Origin of the sequence: Methylobacterium sp. J-090 (assembly GCF_022829345.1) — a bacterium.
In the GTDB taxonomy this organism is placed as follows: Bacteria; Pseudomonadota; Alphaproteobacteria; order Rhizobiales; family Beijerinckiaceae; genus Methylobacterium.
The window spans coordinates 13950-33110 of sequence record NZ_JAKSXV010000067.1; the positions used below are offsets into that span (position 1 = coordinate 13950).

General features: G+C 70.3%; 15 protein-coding genes. 10 read left to right on the forward strand and 5 right to left on the reverse strand.

What is annotated here, in order from left to right; all coding sequences use genetic code 11:
• Positions 1-4: 4 nt before the first annotated feature.
• The 5 genes from tssL to MKK49_RS10605 all read right to left on the reverse strand — a co-directional run bounded on the left by tssL (position 5) and on the right by MKK49_RS10605 (position 6963).
• The gene (tssL, locus tag MKK49_RS10585) at positions 5-1450 is read right to left on the reverse strand and encodes a type VI secretion system protein TssL, long form (protein ID WP_244028214.1); all 1446 of its coding nucleotides are present in this window, start codon (positions 1448-1450) and stop codon (positions 5-7) included.
• A gap of 61 nt (positions 1451-1511) precedes the next feature.
• Positions 1512-2849, reverse strand: a complete 1338-nt coding sequence (gene tssK, locus MKK49_RS10590; protein WP_244028215.1) for a type VI secretion system baseplate subunit TssK — start codon at positions 2847-2849, stop codon at positions 1512-1514.
• A 250-nt stretch (positions 2850-3099) separates the two neighbouring features.
• Positions 3100-4527 carry a type VI secretion system-associated FHA domain protein TagH gene (gene tagH / locus MKK49_RS10595; protein WP_244028216.1) on the reverse strand — a complete coding sequence of 476 codons (1428 nt, stop codon included), beginning with the start codon at positions 4525-4527 and terminating at the stop codon, positions 3100-3102.
• 85 nt (positions 4528-4612) lie between these two features.
• Positions 4613-5167 (reverse strand): DUF6931 family protein, encoded by a 555-nt coding sequence (locus tag MKK49_RS10600; RefSeq protein ID WP_244028217.1) that lies wholly within the window; start codon positions 5165-5167, stop codon positions 4613-4615.
• Positions 5168-5175: 8 nt separating this feature from the next.
• Positions 5176-6963: a type VI secretion system tip protein TssI/VgrG gene (locus tag MKK49_RS10605; RefSeq protein ID WP_279595456.1), complete on the reverse strand. Its 1788-nt coding sequence runs from the start codon at positions 6961-6963 to the stop codon at positions 5176-5178.
• A gap of 157 nt (positions 6964-7120) precedes the next feature.
• On the opposite strand from MKK49_RS10605, the gene MKK49_RS10610 reads away from it, so the two are divergent.
• The 10 genes from MKK49_RS10610 (at position 7121) to MKK49_RS10655 (ending at position 19141) form a co-directional block, all read left to right on the forward strand.
• Complete coding sequence (locus MKK49_RS10610; RefSeq protein ID WP_244028219.1) at positions 7121-7657, forward strand: OmpA family protein; 537 nt, start codon at positions 7121-7123, stop codon at positions 7655-7657.
• Between the two features lie 50 nt (positions 7658-7707).
• Positions 7708-9081, forward strand: a complete 1374-nt coding sequence (locus tag MKK49_RS10615; RefSeq protein WP_244028221.1) for an ImpA family type VI secretion system protein — start codon at positions 7708-7710, stop codon at positions 9079-9081.
• Between the two features lie 219 nt (positions 9082-9300).
• Positions 9301-9852, forward strand: coding sequence for a type VI secretion system contractile sheath small subunit (gene tssB / locus MKK49_RS10620; RefSeq protein WP_244028222.1), 552 nt, complete (start codon positions 9301-9303; stop codon positions 9850-9852).
• Positions 9853-9902: 50 nt separating this feature from the next.
• Positions 9903-11429, forward strand: coding sequence for a type VI secretion system contractile sheath large subunit (tssC, locus tag MKK49_RS10625; protein WP_244028223.1), 1527 nt, complete (start codon positions 9903-9905; stop codon positions 11427-11429).
• A 113-nt stretch (positions 11430-11542) separates the two neighbouring features.
• On the forward strand, positions 11543-12022 hold the full coding sequence (locus MKK49_RS10630; protein ID WP_244028224.1) for an Hcp family type VI secretion system effector: 480 nt from the start codon (positions 11543-11545) through the stop codon (positions 12020-12022).
• A gap of 226 nt (positions 12023-12248) precedes the next feature.
• Complete coding sequence (gene tssE, locus MKK49_RS10635) at positions 12249-12797, forward strand: type VI secretion system baseplate subunit TssE (protein WP_244028225.1); 549 nt, start codon at positions 12249-12251, stop codon at positions 12795-12797.
• 49 nt (positions 12798-12846) lie between these two features.
• Positions 12847-14799 (forward strand): type VI secretion system baseplate subunit TssF, encoded by a 1953-nt coding sequence (gene tssF, locus MKK49_RS10640; protein ID WP_244028226.1) that lies wholly within the window; start codon positions 12847-12849, stop codon positions 14797-14799.
• Positions 14800-14845: 46 nt separating this feature from the next.
• Positions 14846-15886, forward strand: a complete 1041-nt coding sequence (tssG, locus tag MKK49_RS10645) for a type VI secretion system baseplate subunit TssG (protein WP_244028227.1) — start codon at positions 14846-14848, stop codon at positions 15884-15886.
• Complete coding sequence (gene tssH / locus MKK49_RS10650; protein WP_244028229.1) at positions 15883-18648, forward strand: type VI secretion system ATPase TssH; 2766 nt, start codon at positions 15883-15885, stop codon at positions 18646-18648. Before tssG ends, tssH begins: the two co-directional genes overlap by 4 nt.
• A gap of 64 nt (positions 18649-18712) precedes the next feature.
• Positions 18713-19141 carry a hypothetical protein gene (locus MKK49_RS10655; RefSeq protein ID WP_244028231.1) on the forward strand — a complete coding sequence of 143 codons (429 nt, stop codon included), beginning with the start codon at positions 18713-18715 and terminating at the stop codon, positions 19139-19141.
• Positions 19142-19161: the final 20 nt, after the last annotated feature.

Consider the following 19161-nt stretch of genomic DNA (forward strand, 5'->3'; position numbering starts at 1 on the left):
CATCCTAGCGGCTCCGCGACACGATGATCTCGACACGCCGGTTGCGGGCGCGCCCCTCGACGGTCTTGTTCGACGTGACCGGGACGTCGGCGCCCTTGCCCTCGATCTCGACGCGGTCCGGCTTCGACAGGCCGGCCTTCACGATCTTCGCCACCGCCCTGGCCCGCTCCAGCGAGAGCTGGAAGTTCGACGGGAACCGCACCGTGCGGATCGGCGCGCTGTCGGTGTGGCCGACCACCCGCACGGTGCCGGCCTCCCGCTCGACGAGGCCGCCGACCCGCTGGAGCATCGCCTGGAAGGCCGGCTTCACGCTGGCGTCGCCGGGGGCGAACAGGGCAGAGGCGAGGCGGATGACGACCTGTCCGCCGTTCTCCACCACGGTGAGGGACTGATCCGCGATGTCGGCGCGCAGGGCGTTCTGGATCTGGCCGGCCTGGCTGTCGGGCGGGGGCGGCGGAGGCGGGGGGGGCGGGGCGTGGACCCGGCGCTGGATTCCGATCTCCGTGTCGGGATGGACGGTGACGAGGGCGGTGGCCGCGGCGTCCGCGCTGCCCGCGAGCAGCATCCGCAGCAGGAGGAAGAAGCCGAGCAGCAGCACGCCGACCACGGCGCCCACCGCCCAGAGCGGCGTCCTGTACCCGAAGGTCTCGGTGGCGATCGCCTGCCCCTGCCAGCGCGGCGACACCTCGCGGTCGGACTGGCGGGTGCGGCGCAGGAGTTCGTAGAGGTTGCGCTGGATCTGCTGGAGCGTCGCGGCACCGCTGGCCGAGGTCCGGTGGACCCCCTGGAAGCCCACGGCGAGGCAGGCGTGGAGCAGTTCCAGCAGGTCGTAGTTCCCCACCGGATCGACCTTGGCCCGGTCGAGTTCGGCAAAGAAGCGCACCCCGCCGGTGCGCTCGCCGAAGAAGCGGCTGAGCATGCTGTACTGGGCCCAGACGTGGCGCTCCTCGGCCGGGATGTTCTGGACGATGTCGTCGGCCGTGGCGCAGACGATGTACTGGGCCGAGCGGGCCTGCTCGGCCGGGACGCCGGACGCGCGGGTATCGGCCTCGAAATCCTCGATGCTGGCGGCGACCTGCTCCATCAGGTTGGCGAAGGAGGCGTGCGAGAGCTGCACCCGCAGGCGCCCGAGCAGGAGCAGCAGCGGCCCGGCCGCCCTGAGGTAGGGGTTGCGGTTGGGCGCCACCACCACGTCGCGCTTCATCACCAGGGCGCGGGCGCGCTCGCCCGGGGGCGGCGCCACCGGGGGCGGCGGGGCGGCGGGGCCGCCGAGATCGGAGGTCGCCCAGTCGTCCTGATCGGGCGCGGATGGCGCGGGCGTGCGCCGCGGCGGCGTCGAGGCCGGAGACTGGGGCGGCATTCGCGCGGGCGACTCGGGCGCCGGGCGCAGGCGCCCGCCGGGGTCCGGCACGATGATGGTGCGGTCGTTGCGGCCGAACGGATCGCTCATGGTGCGCGGCCCGTTCGCGGGCGGCCGGTCCCGGTCGGCCGGGTCGTGTCGGGGGAGCCGCTCATCGGCGCCCCTCCAGCACGGCCCACAGCTCCAGTTCGAGCTGTGGCCAGTCGCCCGAGAAGTGCATCCCGATGGAACTCGCCACGCTGAAGTCCGGCCACAGCGACGATTGCCGGTCGAGCAGGAAGTAGACGTGGTCGGCGATGGCGCGAATCTGCGGCGGCGGGGCCGGCAGGTGCACGAGGGGCACGCCCGGCAGGTGGGCGTGGACGATCTCATTCATCTTGGTGTTGGGCCCGATCTTGAACAGGTTCGGGAACTGCGCCTGGATTTCCGTGAGGGGCCGCAGGGCCGAGACCTCCAGCACCAGGCTGGCGTTCCGGAACAGGTTGCGGTCGCGGATCATCGACACGAAGGCGTTGGGCGCCCGCTCGATGATCTCCAGGCGGATCGCGCGCCGGCCGAGCTGGGCGCTGAGGAAGTCCTGGATGTCGCGCACCACGGGCGTGAACGTGGTCTCGAGGTCGTCGTGGTCGTAGGCCGCGTAGGTCCGGGCCCGCCGGTCGGCGGTGGTGAAGGTCGCGAGCTCGCCCGCCATCCGCAGCAGCTCCTCGTAGAGGCGCTCCGGGTGGATGAACCGCGACTGATGGAAATGCCGCAGGACCGGGATGTGCCGGTTCAGGAGTTGCAGGATGAAGTAATCCGCGCTCTGCAGCCCGCCGCCGGCCGTAGGGTCGGCGGCGTAGCGCGCCAGTTCCTCGAGCTTGTTCTCGACCCAGCCGATGACGCGCTCGATCCAGCCCTGGACCACCGGATGCGTCGCGCAGGTGAGGACCGGCGGCGCGAACGTCTCGTCGAACACGATGTTGCGGTCGCGCACCTCGACGATGCGCCCGATGGGCAGGCTGACATAGCCGGGCTTGGCCGTCTTGCGCAGCTCGAAGGCGAGGCGCGGGAAGGCGACGTCGATCTCCTCCTCGATCCGCAGGGCCGACGTCGAGTCGATGAGCTGCTCGACCCCGGGGATGTAGCGGCTGGCGCTCTCGGCGTCGGCGGCCTCCACCTCGCGGGTGTTGGCCGCCCCGATGGGCATGGAGAGCCAGACCAGCATCTTGCCGGCCCCCTCCGGCACGTCGATGGGCGGCGGCAGCGGCGAATCGGCGGGAATGTCGAACGGCGTCCCGTCGGGCATGATCCCGGTGGCGCGCCGCACGGAGAACTTGCTCTGCTGCGCCAGGTCGCGGTCGATCTCGATGGAGGAGAAGCCCCACGGATAGGGCGTCACGTGGCGCACCCGGCTCTCGACGAGGGCCTCGAGATAGCGGTCGCTCTGCTGGAGATGGTGAGGCCGCAGGAACAGGCCCTCGGACCAGACGACCTTGCTCTTCCAGGACATCCCCGCCCGCTCTCCCGCCCTGGACGTCATCGGGAGGGCGCGGCCGCGACGGCGGTCGCTCCCGCGCCGCGGCGTTCCGCCCCTCCCGAAAGGCATACTGGTTTTTCTTGGTCTGGCCAACGCCCATCCAAGGATGATCCAAGGGAAGACCTTCCCAAAACGAAATCTCCCCGTGGGCAACGATCGCGAGGCCGGCGGGGCGGGCGCGCGCCGACAGATGAGCGCAAGCAGAACCCATCGCCGTCCGGCGTCAGCGGCCCCGGTCGTAGCAATCGGCGAAGTAGATCATGAAGGCGTCGATCATGCCGTCCTCGTGCTGCGCCGTGAGGGCGTCCCAGCGCGTCGCGTAGAGGTCCCACAATCGGGCCTTGCGCGAGCCGAGCAGGCCCGCGAGTCCGCGGTCGCCCTCGTCGGACGCCGCGATGGCGTCGGGGTCGAGGTCGTCCATGAGCAGCCGGAGCGCGTTCTGCATGGCCGAGTAGGTCTTGATCTGGTGGGTCTTGAGGTCGCGAAACCCCGTCTCCAGGGCGCGGCGCGCGTCGAGATAGCCGCCGGAGGGGCGCCCGAGCATGATCCGCAGGGCGTCGTCCACCGTGGGAGCGAATTTCAGCGGGTTGTTGTCCAGGGCCTGGATCATGGTCTGGCTGGTGGCGCGGGCGGCGCGCTTGGTCTCGGCCCGGGCGGCCAGCAACTGCTTCACGCCCTCCGCCGCGAGCCGGACCAGGGCCCCCGCCTCCTCGGCGAGGTCGCCCGGGTCCCGCCACGCCACCACCTCGGGCGCGAGGCCGGCCCCCTTGGCGAACCGGGCCACGAGGGCCTCGGCGTCGGCCGTAACGACGGGAGCGGGCGGGCGCGCCGTCACCGATGCCGGCGGCCGGCCGTCCCCGAAGCCGCCGGCGGCCGGTTCCGACGCGCTCCAATCGGGGGGCGGCCGGCTCCCGGCCCGCGGCGCGTCCCCCCCGGGGGCGGGGGGAGGCGACGGCCCATCGCTCCACGGCGCGGCGGCGGGCGGGGGACGGCGCGGCGCCGGCATCGGCGGCGGCGCGGGCGGTGGCGGCGGCGGCGTGGCGGCGGCCCAGGCCATGTCCCGGTTCGCGTCCTCGCCTCTGTCCTGGCTCGTGTCCCGGATCATCTCCCCGGCCGGCGCGGGGCGGGGTGGCGGAGCCTGGAACGCGGCGGGCGGCATCGCCTCGGCCACGTCCACCGCCCAGTCGATGAAATCGGGCTGGACCGGCCGGGCCTGGCCGCGCGGTTTGAGATCGCGGCGCGCGATCGGGGGCGGCGCGTCGCCGGACACGTCCCAGTAATCGCCCGCGGCACCGGGGGGCGCCCCGGGGAGGTCGGCGGTTGGGGCCTCCTCGCCGTCGATGCGGGCGACGATGAGGTAGTGCCCGATCTGGATGCGGTCGCCGTCCTTGAGGCGGTGGGTGCCCTGAATCCGCTGCGGGTTGCGGTTGAGGTAGACCCCGTTGCGGGAGACGTCGTTGATCCAGTAGGCGCCGTCCCGGTGGCGAACCTCGGCGTGCTTGCCGGAGATGAGCCGCTCGGTGTCGGGCAGGGTCCAGTCGAGGTACTGGTCCCGCCCGATGTCGATGCCGCGGCGCCCGGTGACGGCGATGGAGAGCGGGCCGCCATCGGGCAGGGACCCGTGGTTCTCGATCGTCAGGTGCAGCGTCATCGTCCCAGGACCTCCCTCTCGTGTTCCTCGCTCTCGTGTTCCTCGCTCTCGAGATCCGCGTGTTCCGGGCCCGCCCGGTCCCCCGTCACGTCCCGGTCCCCGCCTGCATCAGGCGCGCGCCGGCATCGACGCAGAGCTGGAGGCGGCTCGCCCGCTCGCGCGCGGTCACCGTCGCGAGGGCGACGAGGATGCCCGTGCGGGCCGCCTTCGGGGTCATCTCGGGCGTCGCCATCACCACCACCTGACCCGGCGCCACGTTGCCGCCGGACCACGCCGCCGCGAGGGCGACCCAGGTGGTGGCGAGCCGCCGGTCCGAGGCCATCCCGAGGCGCAGGGCCTCGCGCCGCCGCAGGTCCTCGGGGTCGCGGACCCAGCTCTCCGCGGCGAGCAGCATCGCATCCTCCCCGCCGTTGGCGATCCGGCCGAGCAGGCGCACGCTCTGGGCCGCCCACCACACCGCCTCGCGGCGGCCGAGGGCGTAGGCGAGGAAGGTGACGGCGTCCTCCGGCGTATCGCTCCGCCGCAGGGCGTCGAGGAAGGCCGCGGGCGCCTCCGGGGTGGGCGCGGCGCGGATGTCGTCGCGGGCGCTCGGGAAGGCGTCGAACACCTCCAGGGCCGTCGTGAAGCGCAGGCGGGACATGACGGCGCTCAGTTGATCTTGATCAGGGGCGCTTGCTGCTCGATCAGCGCCGTGCCCTGGACCTTGATCTCGCCGGCCTCGATCTTGATCGAGGACGGCGTCATCGTGACCTTGCTGGCGCCCACCTCGATCACGATCTGCGTCCCGGCCTTGATGTGGATCTTCTCGGCGATGTCGACGTTCCAGTCGCCGCTCTCGACCTTCAGCTTCTCGTCGCCGTTCTTCAGGGTGGTGGAGCGCGACGGCTTTCCCTGCGGCGTCTCGAAGGCGACCCCGATCTCGCGGGTCTCGGCGTTGCGCACCACCGCATCGAGGTCCTTCTCGGCCCGCAGGGCGATGGCCTCCGAGGATTTCTTGTCGTCGAAGGTGAGCTTGTTGTGGCCGCCATGGCCCTTGGTCGAATCCGATTTGAAGCCCGAGACGGTCTTCTCGTCGGGCAGCTTGAAGGGATGGGGGTAATCCTTGTTGTAGACCGTGCCGACCACGAGGGGCTGATCGGGATCGCCCTCCAGGAACTCGACCACCACCTCCTGGCCCACCCGCGGGATGACCTGCCAGCCCCAGGACTTGCCGGACCATTGCTGGGCCACGCGCACGGGCCGGGAGATCCGGTCCTTGTCGCGGTTCCAGTGGAACTGCACGAAGATCCGGCCCTCCTCGTCGACGTCGATCTCCTCGCTCTCCTTGCCCTTGCGGGTCACCACCAGGGCGGTCTGGGGGCCGTGGACCAGGGGCCGGGCCGTGACGAAGGGCGCCCGGAACGGCCGGTCCGCCGGCTGCAACTCGTAGAGGCCGGCATAGAGCGGCACCGTTCCGGCGCCCTCACCCGACCGGTAGAGCTCGGCTTCCACCCTGTGGGTGGCGCGCACCACGAGGTACTGGCCGTCATCGGTCGGATGCTGCCTGAGCGTCACCAGGGCGCCGGGAAACAGGCTCGCGGCGTCGCCGGCGGCATGCTTGCGGTGATCCTGCGCCTGCTCGGCCTCGAGGCGCACCTTCGCGCGCTTCTGGCCGAGGTCGCGCTCGGTGTAGCGGCCGGGATAGTCGTAGGCTTCGAGGGCGCCCTTCTCGTAGCCGGCGCCGGCCTGCTGCTCCGCCTTCAGGTTGGCGGTGGGCTTCATGTAGTCGAAGTCGTTGGCGCAGAACTTCCCCGTCCGGAACCGGCGCTCGGCGCGCCAGGCCGACAGGTGCTCGCGGTCGCGGCGGTCCGCGCCGGTGAGCTGGACGAAGGGCAGGCTGCCGCCCCCCGCCGCGACCGGCCTGTGGCAGGACCGGGCGTCGGACAGGACGAGCTGGTGGCGCTGCGCGCTGTGCTCGAAATGGGTGTAGACGCCCCATTCCTCCATCAGCCGGGAGACGAAGGCGAGATCGGTCTCGCGATACTGCACGCAATATTCGATCTTTTCGTAGTCGCCGCGGCTGGCCTTGATCTCGAAATCCTTGAAGCCGCCGTCGTCGAACACCTCCTCGATGATGTCGAAGACGGTCTTGTCCTTGAAGATCCGGCACGTCGCCCGGCGGCCGAGCAGCCACAGCCACGGCTTGAGAACGAGGCGATAGGCGTTCGCCGCCTGCCGCGGACCGGACCAGTCGGCATCCACCAGGACACCGTTGAAGAACCGCTCGACGTTGTCGTAGGACTTGAACTTGACGTGGCAGTTCTTGCCAATGAGCTTATCGAAATCGATATTCTCCAAGTTTGAGATCGCATCAACCTTGTATTCGAACAGCTCGCTCAAGCCCTCCACGCCCTCGAAACGGGTCATGACGAGTTTATTCTTGCCAAGAGGGGTCATCAGCTCCGCGACGCGGTTTTTCTGCAATCTATCGATACCGCGATCACCGTGGAGACCATCGTTCAAGACAAAATCCTTTGCGCAGTTCTGTTTTCAAGGATTGACGCAGAGATGATCCGGTGACATGAATCGCGCGAAATCGAGGGGGACTGAGCGCATGACATCGTTCCGGGGATTTCTTACAGGCGCGGCGGCTTTCGCTCTCATGAACACCGTCGCGCTGGCTGGCCCTGCCTACAAAGCGTCCGACATCGTCAGCCACTTCTCCCGCAAGCCCGATCTCGGCGCGACGCGCTCCCTCTGCATCGGAACCGAGAGCGAGTGCTCCAAAGAAATACCAGATCGGACCAAGGCTGTCGACAGCTTCGATCTGCGCGTCCAGTTCGAGTACAACTCGTCGATCCTGACGGGCCTGGCGCGGGCGAATCTCGACGAGTTCGCCGCCGCGCTGAAGGACCCGAACCTGCCCGGCGGCTCCTTCCTCGTCGAGGGACACACGGACGGGATCGGCGGCGACGCCTACAACCTCGACCTCTCCATGCGCCGCGCCAGCGCGGTGGTGGACTACCTCCGGAACAAGGGCGTGCCGGACTCGCGCCTCGTGGCCCGGGGTCTCGGCAAGCAGCGTCCCCTCACCAAGGACCCGATGTCGAGCGCCAACCGCCGCGTCGAGACTCGCCTGAAGACCGAATAATTTTTTCGCGCGGGCAGGCCTCTCACGAAGAACAGGGACGCGAGCCGGGGATGGCGACGGACGATGCAGCGCGCCTGAGCGCGCCGATCTCGGCGGACGCGCCGTGCGGCCCCGACCTCGACGCGGAGGGAGACCCGGAATACCTGCAATGCGTCGCCTTCGTCGAAGGCCTGCTGCCCCTGTCGTTCTTCACCCGCGACGACGAGGGGCGCCAGCAGGTCTTCGATCGCGCGTCCATCGACATCCCGGGCGCCCTGACGCGCGTCGTCGCCCTCCTCGACGCGACGCGCGACCTGCGGCTCCTGACGCTGCTCGGGCGCCTCCACGCCCTGAACCGGGACCTGGGCGGCCTCGCCGAGGCCCTGACGGTCAGCGCGGCCCTGCTGCGGGCGGCGTGGGCCGACGTGCACCCGCGCGGCGAGGGGGCGGATTTCTCCTTCCGCACCGCCGTCCTGCAGACCTTCGACGACATGCCGACGGTGGTGCTCCCGGTGCAGCACATCGCCCTGTGCGAGAACCGGCGCCACGGCCCCATCAGCTTCCGGACCGTGATGGTCGCCCACGGCGAGGCCGCCGCGCGGGAGGGCGAACCGCCCGTCGACCGCGCCGCCCTCGACCGCGCCTTCGCGGAGGCGGATCTCGACGCGCTGCAGGCCACGGCCGCCCGGCTCGCCGCCATCGAGACCGCCGCCGCCGCCATCCGCGAGACCTGCGTGGCGAATGCCGGCTACGATCAGGCCCTGTCCCTCACACGGCTGTCCACCCTGGTCGGGCGGGCCCTCGCCCTGGTCCGGCCGGCGATCCAGGCGCGCACGGGCGTCGTCCCCGGCGCCGCGGCGGCCGGGCCCGACGGACCGGATGGCCCGGCGGGATCGGCAGAGACCGCCGGCGGACCGCCCGCGGGGGCCGTGCGGGCCGGCCGGATCACGGGTGTGCGGGACGCGTCCGCCGCCCTCGCGGCGGCGGCTTCGTACCTGCGCCGCTCGGAACCCTCGAGCCCGGCCGAGCTCCTCACCCGCCAGGCCCAGATGCTGGTGGGCAAATCGTTCCTCGACGTGATGAGCATCCTGATCCCGGATCACGCCGCCGCGGCGGTCATCGCCATCGGCGCCGGCAGCCCCCTGCGGCTGTCCTTCGGCCAGCTCGAGGCGGTGCCCCGCGAGGACGGCGCCGATTCGGACCCCGAATCGGAGGCCGGGGCGCCGGACGCGGAGTCCGAAGCCGGGACCGAAAGGGTCCGGGCCGCGACGCGGGCCGAGGCCGTAGCCCTGCTGGTGGAGGTCGGCCAGTTCTACCGGTCGGCCGAGCCATCGAGCCCGATCCCCCTGCTCCTCGACCGCGCCACGGGCCTGATCGAGCGGGATTTCCTCAGCATTCTCAGGGACGTCCTCCCGGATCTCGCCCTCGGGGCCGACGGGTCCTAGGGCCACTTGCGCGCAGCCCGGACGCGCGGCCGTTCCGGGCCGCATCTTTTCGGGGCCGCATCCGCAAGCACCCCTTGCATCGCCGCCTGAAATCTGTTGGACTGCTTTTGGTACTGTCGAGGTTGAAATTCAGTCTTCGGCAAAACGAGCCGCGTCCCATCACGGCGCGTGGGGCGGCGTTGTCTTGTTTACACTGCAATCGTGCGAGGGGGAGGCGAGATGTCTGATTCCGGTCAGAAGTTCATCAAGCGCAACAGGGCCCCGCGCGTCCACATCACCTACGAAGATCCCTACGACGCCGAGAAGAACATCGAGCTTCCGTTCGTCATGGGCGTCCTAGCCGATCTTTCGGGGAACGCCTCCCCGGTGGAGAAGGCGGACGTCGCCGACCGGAAGATGACCGAGTTCGACATGGACAATTTCGACCAGCGCATGGCCGCGGTCGCGCCGGGCGTGGCCTTCACCATTCAGGACAAGCTCTCGGGCGATGCCGACGTGAAGATGCCGGTGCAGCTGAACTTCCGGAAGATGGACGATTTCAGCCCGGCGGCCATCGCGCGCCAGGTTCCATCCCTGGCAAAGCTGCTGGAAGCGCGCGACCAGCTCGCGAACCTCCTGCGCTACATGGACGGCAAGGTCGCTGCCAGCGACCAGATCAAGGCCCTGCTGAAGGACCCGGCCCTGATGGCCTCCCTCAAGGACAGGATGGCCGAGCAGGCCCGGGGGTCTGAACCGGTGAAGGCGCCCGACACGTCCGGCCCCGCATCCTGATCCTCGAAGCCCCCGAGAGCCCATTCCCCGGCGCGTTGCGAGAGACGAAGATGGCATCCGGAACGAACGAACTGAGTGGTCAGGCCGTCGGCGCGCAAGTCGGGACGGCGCAAGTCGGAACGGTGGAAGCCGACGAATTCTCGAGCCTGCTCAAGCAGAGCTTCAAGCCGCGCACCGAGCGCGCGGCGACGGAGGTCGAGAACGCGGTGGGCACCCTGGTGCGCCAGGCCCTGGCCGATACCAGCCTCATCAAGGACGACGTCCTCGACACCATCGAGGAGATGATCGCCCGGATCGACGAGAAGCTCACGCTCCAGGTCAACGAGATCCTGCACGCGCAGGAATTCCAGAAGATCGAGAGCGCGTGGCGCGGGCTGAACTACCTGGTCTTCAACTCGGAAACCGATGCGAGCCTGAAGATCAAGGTGATGAACATCTCGAAGACCGAGCTGTCGCGCAATCTCAAGATGTATCCCGGCGCACGCTGGGACCAGAGCCCGCTGTTCAAGAAGGTCTACGAATCCGAGTTCGGCCAGCTCGGCGGCGAGCCCTACGGCTGCCTCGTGGCGGATTACCATTTCAGCCACCTGCCGACCGACGTGCAGCTGCTGCGCGACCTGAGCAAGATCGCCGGTGCCGCCCACGCGCCGTTCTTCGCCGGGGCCGATCCGATGCTGCTCGGCATGGACAGCTACACCGAACTCGCCAACCCGCGCGACCTCGGCAAGATCTTCGAGACGCCCGATTACGGTCCGTGGAAGTCCCTGCGCGACGCGCCGGATTCGCGCTACCTCGGCCTGTGCATGCCGCGCGTGCTGTCGCGCCTGCCCTACGGCGCCAAGACCGAGCCGGTGGAGGAATTCGCCTTCGAGGAGACGACGGACGGGCATGCGGGCGAGAGCTACGCCTGGATGAACGCCGCCTACGCCATGGCGGTGAACATCAACCGCGCCTACAAGGAATGCGGCTGGACCGTGCGGATCCGCGGCGTCCAGTCCGGCGGCGAGGTGGTCAACCTCCCCAACCACACCTTCCCGACGGATGACGGCGGCGTCGACCTCAAGTGCCCCACCGAGATCGCCATCAGCGACCGGCGCGAGGCGGAACTCGCCAAGGCCGGCCTGATCCCGCTGATCCACCGCAAGAACACCGACAAGGCCGCCTTCATCGGCGCGCAGTCGGTCTACAAGCCGAAAACCTTCTACGGCGAGAAGGGCGTCGAGGCCACCGCCTCCGACAACCTGTCGGCGCGCCTGCCCTACATGTTCGCCGTGTCACGCTTCGCGCATTACTTGAAATGCATGGTGCGCGACAAGATCGGGTCGACCAAGGAAAAAGATCAGCTCACCAAGTGGCTGCAGGAATGGATCAACCAGTACGTCGACGGTGATCCGACCAATTCGAGCGAGCAGACCAAGGCCCGCAAGCCCCTCGCCGACGCGCGGGTCGACATCTTCGAGAACGAGGAGAACCCGGGGTACTACTCGGCCCGGTTCTACCTTCGTCCGCACTACCAGCTCGAAGGCATGGATATCGGCATGAGCCTCGTCTCGCGGCTCCCGGCGCCGTCCCAGTAGCGCCGCCCCGGCACCGGCCGGCGTGACACGCACAGCCTCCGCGTTCCCTTCAGCGTGCGTCCAGTCAATCCAACCCATCCATACGGGCCAACCATCCAACACGGGAGTGCGTCATGGCAGTCGACATGTTTCTCAAGATCGACGGGATCAAGGGCGAGTCGCAGGACGGCAAGCACAAGGAGGAGATCGACGTCCTGGCCTGGTCCTGGGGCATGGCCCAGTCGGGCACGTCGCACATGGGCTCCGGCGGCGGGTCGGGCAAGGTCTCGGTGCAGGATCTGAGCATCACCAAGTATATCGACAAGGCGAGCCCGCCGCTCTCGTCCCATTGCTGCAGCGGCAAGCATATCCCCAAGGCGTCCCTGATCGTCCGCAAGGCCGGCGACAAGCCGGTGGAATACGTGAAGATCGAGATGGAGGATCTGATCGTGACGCACGTCTCCGTCGGCGGCTCGGGCGGCGAGGACCGGCTGACGGAGAACGTCACCCTCAACTTCGCGAAGTTCAAGTACGTCTACACCACCCAGGCCAAGGACGGCAGCGCCGGCCCCGAGGTCGAGGCGACCTGGAACATCGCCAAGGGCGAGAAGTAGGCGACCACGCCGCCGGCGCCGCGCCGGCGACACCCGGCGGGAGAAAGGCGCGGTTCCGTTGCGGGGATCGCGCCCATTCGGGACCGAAGGCCGGGTCCGGGCCCACGGGCACGGTGCTCCGGCGTCCCTCACGAAACGCCCGTCGCCCTGTCGCGCCAGAAGGCGCGGACCAGCGGCGATCGGGCGTCTGCCATTGAGGCAGTCCGACGACCCGCGAGGCCCTCCGATGACCCGCAAGGGCAGCTCAACCCGCGTCCGCCTCCCCCTCGCCGAGGCGTTCCGCCAGGCGCACGGGCACCGCGACGCGCGCCTGCGCATCGACCAGCGGGACGAAGCGGGCGAGCGCGTCATCGCGGGGCGCAGGGGCGGGGCCCGCGCGGCGATGAGCGCGGCGGACCTCCAGCGCGGCGTGGCGCGCGACCTGGAGGACCTCATGAACACCGTCAACTTCGCCGCCAGCACCGACGTGACGGACTTTCCGGCGGTGGCCCGCTCGATCCTGAACTACGGCTTCACCGACATCTCGCGGCGCTCCATCGACGAGGGGGCGGTGGCGGAGATCGCCGCCGAGATAGAGACCGCGCTCACGCTCTTCGAGCCGCGTCTGGCCGCCGGCACCGTGGTCGCCTGGCGCGACGACACCGTCGATCCGGCGGAGCTGAAGCTGCGGTTCGTGGTGCGCGCCGAGATCGATTGCGATCCCCTCAACCTGCCGGTCGAGTTCGTCGCCGACCTCGAGCAGGACACCGGCAAGATCGCGGTCCGCTACCGGTGACGCCGCCATGAAGACAGCCTCATGAAGACTTTGCCATGAAGACCCCGCCATGAACCGGGAATTCCTCGATCTCTACAATCGCGAGCTCGGCCTGCTGCAGGAGCAGGCGCACGAGTTCGCCGAGGAGTTTCCCGGCATCGCCGAGCGCCTCGGCGGCCTCCTGGACGAGCGGGCCGATCCGATGATCGCCGGCCTGCTGGAGGGCACGGCCTTCCTGGCGGCCCGGGTCCAGCTGAAGATCAAGCACGAATTCCCGGAATTCACCCAGAACCTGCTGGAACAGCTCGTTCCCAACTACCTCGCGCCGACCCCCTCGGTGCTCCTCGCGCGGGTCAAGCCCGCTTATGGCGATCCGGCCCTGCGCGACGGCCCCCGCATCCTGCGCGGCGCCCATCTCGAGGCGACCTATCGCGAGCGGGAGCGGCGGATCGCCTGCCGCTACGGGCTCTGCGCCGACATCCGGCTCTGGCCGTTCGAGCTCACGGCCGCCGAGTACCTTGCCCATGCCGGCCCGATCCAGGCCCTCGGCGTCGGGGCCGACGCCGTGGCGGGGCTACGGCTGACCCTGACCCACCGCACGGCGGCCCGGATCGAGGACGAGGCCACGGGCCAGAAGGCGGCCGAGGACCCGATGTCCTGGTTCGCCGGCTGCGCCATCGACGCGCTGCCGATCCACCTCGTCGGACCGGAAGCGGACGCGGTGGCGCTCTACGAGCAGCTGTTCGCCAATTGCACGGGGATCTTCGTGCGCCACCTCGACGGGTTCGGCGATCCGGTGGTGACGGCGCTCGGAGTCGAACATCTCCAGCCCGTGGGCTTCGAGGCGGACGAGGCGCTGTTTCCCAAGGACAACCGCCTGTTCGACGGGTTCGATCTTCTGCGCGAATACTTCACCTTCCCGCGCAAGTTCCTGGCGTTCCGGCTGACGGGGCTGGCGCGCGTCCTGTCCCGCGCCAGGGCCCGGTCCATCGACCTGATCTTCACCTTCGACGAGGCCAACGGCCGGATGGCGGCAGCCGTGCGTCCCGACGCCTTCGCGCTCTACGCGGCGCCCGCCATCAACCTGTTCGAGATGACCCTCGACCGCGTGCCGGTGCAGACCCGCCGGCACGAGCACCACCTCGTGCCCGACCGCAGCCGCGCCCTCGATTTCGAGCCGCACCGGGTGCTGCAGGTCTACGCCCACCAGCCCGGCCGCCCGGAGAAGGCGGTGGTGCGGCCGCTCTACGCCGCCGATGGCGGCGGCCCGCAGACCGGCCTGTACTACACCCTGCGCCGGATGCCGCGCCGGCGCACGGCCAAGGAGCGCGCCTTCGGCGCGGCCTCGGACTATACCGGCACGGACGTGTTCCTCTCCCTGATCGAGCCGGCCGGCCTCGACGCGGAGAGCGACGTGGTCGAGCTCAGCGTGCGCGCCCTGTGCTCGAACCGGCACCTGCCGGAGCACCTGCCCGTGGGCGAGGCCGGCGCCGATTTCCGCTTCACCGAGGACGGCGCCCTCGACGTGGCCTGCGCCGCCGGACCGACGCGCCCGCGCGAGCCCGTGGTCGCCCAGCTCCGCAGCCGGACCGAGACCACCTTCGCGGGCGCCGTCGCCTGGCGGCTGATCAGCCTGCTGCGGCTCAATCCCCTCGGCCTGGTCGAGCGCGGCGGCGGCCGCGGCGGCGAGGCCCTGCGCGAGATGCTCACCCTGTTCGCCGACCTCTCCGACAGCGCCGTGGAGCGGCGCATCCGCGGCCTGCGCAGCGTCGCGAGCCGGCCCGTGGTGCGGCGCCTGCGCCAGCGGGCCGGCACCGGCGCCGCCCGGGGCACGGAGGTGACGGTCACCCTCGACGACAAGGCGTTCGAGGGCACCGGCGCGTTCCTGCTGGGGGCGATCCTCGAGCGGTTCCTCGCCGAATACGCCTCCCTCAATCACTTCACCCAGACGGTGATCCGCACGGTGGAGCGCGGGCAGATCATGCGCTGGCCGCCCCGCTCGGGCGCCCGGAGGCTGCTGTGAGCCGCGCGCCGACGAGCACCGCGCCGATGGGCGCCGGGAGGCGGCCATGACCTTCCGCCGGGACATCCAGGCCGCGCCCTGGGCCTTCGACCTGCTCGCGGCCCTGCGCCGGATCGAGCGCAGCTTTCCCGACAAGCCGCGCATCGGCGACAGCGCCGCGCGGCGCGACGATTACGTGGCGCTGGGCGAGGACCCCTACCTCGCCTTCCCGGTGGCGACCATCGGGCGGGCCGACGAGGACGCCCAGGGCCGGCTGCGCCTGTTCGTGAAGTTCCTCGGGCTCCTCGGGCCGCAGGGGCCGCTGCCGCTCTCGGTCACCGACGAGGCCCATGGCTGGTTCCTGGCGCGCGACGACGCCTTCGCCCGCTTCCTCGACATCCTCAACCACCGCTTCCTCCAGCTGTTCTACCGGGCCTGGGCCGATGCCCGCCCCATCGCGCAGGCCGAGATCCCGCAATCCGACCGGTTCACCGCCTATCTCGGCGCCTTCGTCGGCCTCGGCTCGCCCTGCCTGCGCGACCGCGATTCCGTGCCGGATGCGGCCAAACTCGCCTATGCGGGGCTGCTCGCCCCGGCCGCGCGCTCGGCCTCCCGCCTGCGCAACGCGCTGACCGGCCTCCTCGGCGTCGCCGTCGAGGTCGAGGAATTCGTCGGCAGCCGCCTCGAATTCGAGCCCGGCGACCGCAGCCGCCTCGGCCGCGCCAACGTCCGCCTCGGCGCCGACCTGCTCCTCGGATCGAGCGTGTTCAGCGTCGACGACAAGATCCGCCTGCGCATCACCGCCGCCAACCTGCCCGGCTACGAGCGGCTGCTGCCCGGCGGCGAACACTGCCGGCCGCTCGCCGACCTGATCTTCTTCTACCTCGGCGACGAGCTCGACTGCGACGTCGAGCTGGCGCTGCCCGTGGCGGCCGTGGCGCCCGTGAGCCTCGGGCGCTTCGGCCGGCTCGGCTACACGAGCTGGATCGGCCCGGCGGCGCCCGGCGCCGGGGACGGGTTCCGGCGCGACGCCCGCTTCCACCCGGCCGAGCGCGCCGCGCGGCCGGACGCCCCGCCATCCCCGCACACCGGAAGGCCACAGGCATGAGCGAGATCAGCCTCGAGACCGTCACGGGCAAGCTCAACCGGGTCGGCTACGACGCCTTCATCCAGGCCCTGCGCACGGCCAAGGGGGCGGGCAACCGCAACGTCGAGCCGGCCCACTGGCTGCTCCACCTCCTGCGGCGGGAGAGCACCGACCTCACCCTCACGGTCGATCGCTACGGCCTCGACGGGGCGCGGCTCGCCGCCGACCTCGCCCGGGCGGTCGACGCCTTGCGCCGCAACGAGACCGAGATGCCGGGCATCTCCAACGTGATCATCGACCTGCTCGACCGGGGCTGGCACTACGCGACCCTGTTCTTCGGCGAGACCCAGATCCGGTCCGGGCACATCCTCGTCGGCGCCCTGAAATCGAGCGAATTGCGCCGCGCCCTGCTGGCGCTCTCGGGCGAGTTCGGCCGGATTCCCGTGGACGCGCTGACGGGCGAGCACGCCGCCGTCTGGGCCCGGTCCGAGGAGGAGAACCTGCGGCCGATGGACGGCTCGGGCGCCATCGCGGCGGGCACGCCGGGGGCCGCGGCCGCCGCCACGGGCCAGACCGCCCTCGCGCGCTTCTCGCAGGACCTCACCGCCAAGGCGCAGGCCGGCGAGATGGACCCGATCCGCGGGCGCGACGCGGAGATCCGCCAGCTCATCGACGTGCTCATGCGCCGGCGCCAGAACAACCCGATCCTCACGGGCGAGGCGGGCGTCGGCAAGACCGCCGTGGTGGAGGGCTTCGCCCAGGCCATCGCCGCCGGCGCCGTACCGCCGCCTCTGCGCGGCGTGCGCCTGTGCGCCCTCGACATCGGCCTGATGCAGGCCGGCGCCGCGATGAAGGGCGAGTTCGAGCAGCGCCTGCGCGCGGTGATCGACGAGGTGCAGGCCTCGCCGGTCCCCATCATCCTGTTCATCGACGAGGCCCACACCCTCATCGGCGCCGGCGGCCAGGCCGGCACCGGGGACGCCGCCAACCTGCTCAAGCCGGCGCTCGCCCGCGGCACCCTCAAGACCATCGCGGCCACCACCTGGGCCGAGTACCGCCAGCACATCGAGAAGGACCCGGCCCTGACCCGCCGGTTCCAGCCGATCCAGGTCGGCGAGCCCGGTGTGGCGCAGTGCTGCGACATGCTGCGCGGGCTGCTGGCGCCCATGGAGGCGCATCACGGCGTGCGCATCGCGGACGCGGCGATCGTCGCCGCCGTGACCCTGTCGCACCGCTATATCCCGGCGCGCCAGCTGCCCGACAAGGCGGTGAGCCTCCTCGACACGGCGAGCGCCCGCGTCTCCATCAGCCAGACCGCGGTTCCCGCGGCCATCGCGGATGCGCGGGTGACCCTGCGCGCCCTCGAAGGCGAGCGCGCCGCCCTCGTCGCCGACCGCGACCTCGGCGACGGCGACGAGGCGCGGGTCGCCGCCATCGACGCCGAGCACGCGGCGCTGGGCGAGACGCTCGCCGCCCTCGAGACCGCGTGGCGCGACGAGACCGCCCTGGTGCAGGAGATCCGCGCCCTGCGCGCCGGCCTCGCCTCGGACGCGACCGCCGCTCCCGTTCCCATCGGCGCGGCGATCGAGGCCGACGCCGTGGCGCCCCCCGATCCCCCCTCCCCCGCCCCCCTGCCCGCCGCACCCGAGGACCGGCGGGCGGCGCTGAAGGCCTGCGCCGGGCGCCTGGAGGCCATCGAGCCCGAAGCGCGCATGATCTACGCCCACGTGGACGCCCAGGCCGTGGCCTCGGTGGTGGCCGACTGGACCGGCATCCCGGTGGGGCGGATGGTGAAGGACGAGATCGAGACCGTCCTGCGCCTGCCCGAGATCCTCAACCGCCGGGTGGTCGGCCAGACCCACGGGCTCGCGGCGATCGCCAAGCGCATCGAGACCAACCGGGCCCGGCTCGACAACCCGAACAAGCCCATCGGCGTGTTCATGCTCTGCGGCCCCTCCGGCGTCGGCAAGACCGAGACGGCCCTGGCGCTCGCCGAAGCCCTCAACGGCGGCGAGCAGAACATGATCACCATCAACATGAGCGAGTTCCAGGAGGCCCACACGGTCTCGACGCTCAAGGGCGCGCCGCCGGGCTACGTCGGCTACGGCGAGGGCGGGCGCCTCACCGAGGCCGTGCGGCGAAAACCCTACAGCGTGATCCTCCTCGACGAGGTCGAGAAGGCGCATCCCGACGTCCACGAGATCTTCTTCCAGGTGTTCGACAAGGGCGTGATGGAGGACGGCACCGGCCGGCGCATCGACTTTAGGAACACGCTCATCATCCTCACCTCCAACGTCGGCACCGACGTGATCCTGCAGCTCGCCCGCGACCCGGGCTACGCCTCCGATGCCAAGGCCCTCGCCCAGGCCCTGCGCCCGAGCCTGCTCAAGGTGTTCCCGCCGGCGCTGCTCGGCCGGATCGTCACCATTCCGTACCTGCCGCTCTCGCCCGACATGCTCGGCGGCATCGTCCGGCTCCAGCTCGACCGCATCGGCCGGCGCATCGCCGAGAACCACGGCGCGGCGTTCACCACCGACGACGCGGTGGTCGAGCACATCGTCGCCCTGTGCAACGACCCGGATTCGGGCGGCCGGATGATCGACAACATCCTCACCAACACCGTGTTGCCGGCGCTCTCGCGCGAGTTCCTGAACCGGACGCTCGTCGGTGATCGGCCGACGGGGGTGCGGATGGGCGTCGCGGACGGGCGATTTGTCTACCACTGGAACGATGCGAGCGCAGACCCGATGGGTGCGGACCCGTCCGCCGATCGAACGGCATGAAACGAGAGAGCAGCCCCAGAGGACAGCCGAAACTCAAGCATCCTACAGCAACGGTGGCGATCCCATGGGCGACAACTACTCCTTCGACGACGCCTACGACTCGAACAGCTACGGCCTGTTCACGCTGTCGTGGGACGGCGAAAGCTTCACCTTCAAGCTCAAGGTCAAAGCCAAGGAAACGATTTCCGTCTGGGCGAAGCGCGAAGGCAAGAAATTCCTCATCGATTTCGGCGCCGGCGACGAGGAATACGAGGAAGGCTCGCTCCCGAATCCGATCAAGAAGCTGATCGAGAGCAAGGGTGGCGGGCCGGGGGGCAATTCCGTCCGGCTGCCGCCCAGGAAGGTCTTCATCAACAACAGCGGCCACGTGAGAAGCTACGGAGAGTATGCATCGATCTGGAAGACGCGCTTCGAGGCCGGGGACAAGACCTTGGAAAAGCCGTTGCCCAAGGCACTCTTCGCATCGATCGCCGCCTTCTATCAGAGCATCTGACCAGAAACCGTCTCACGCGA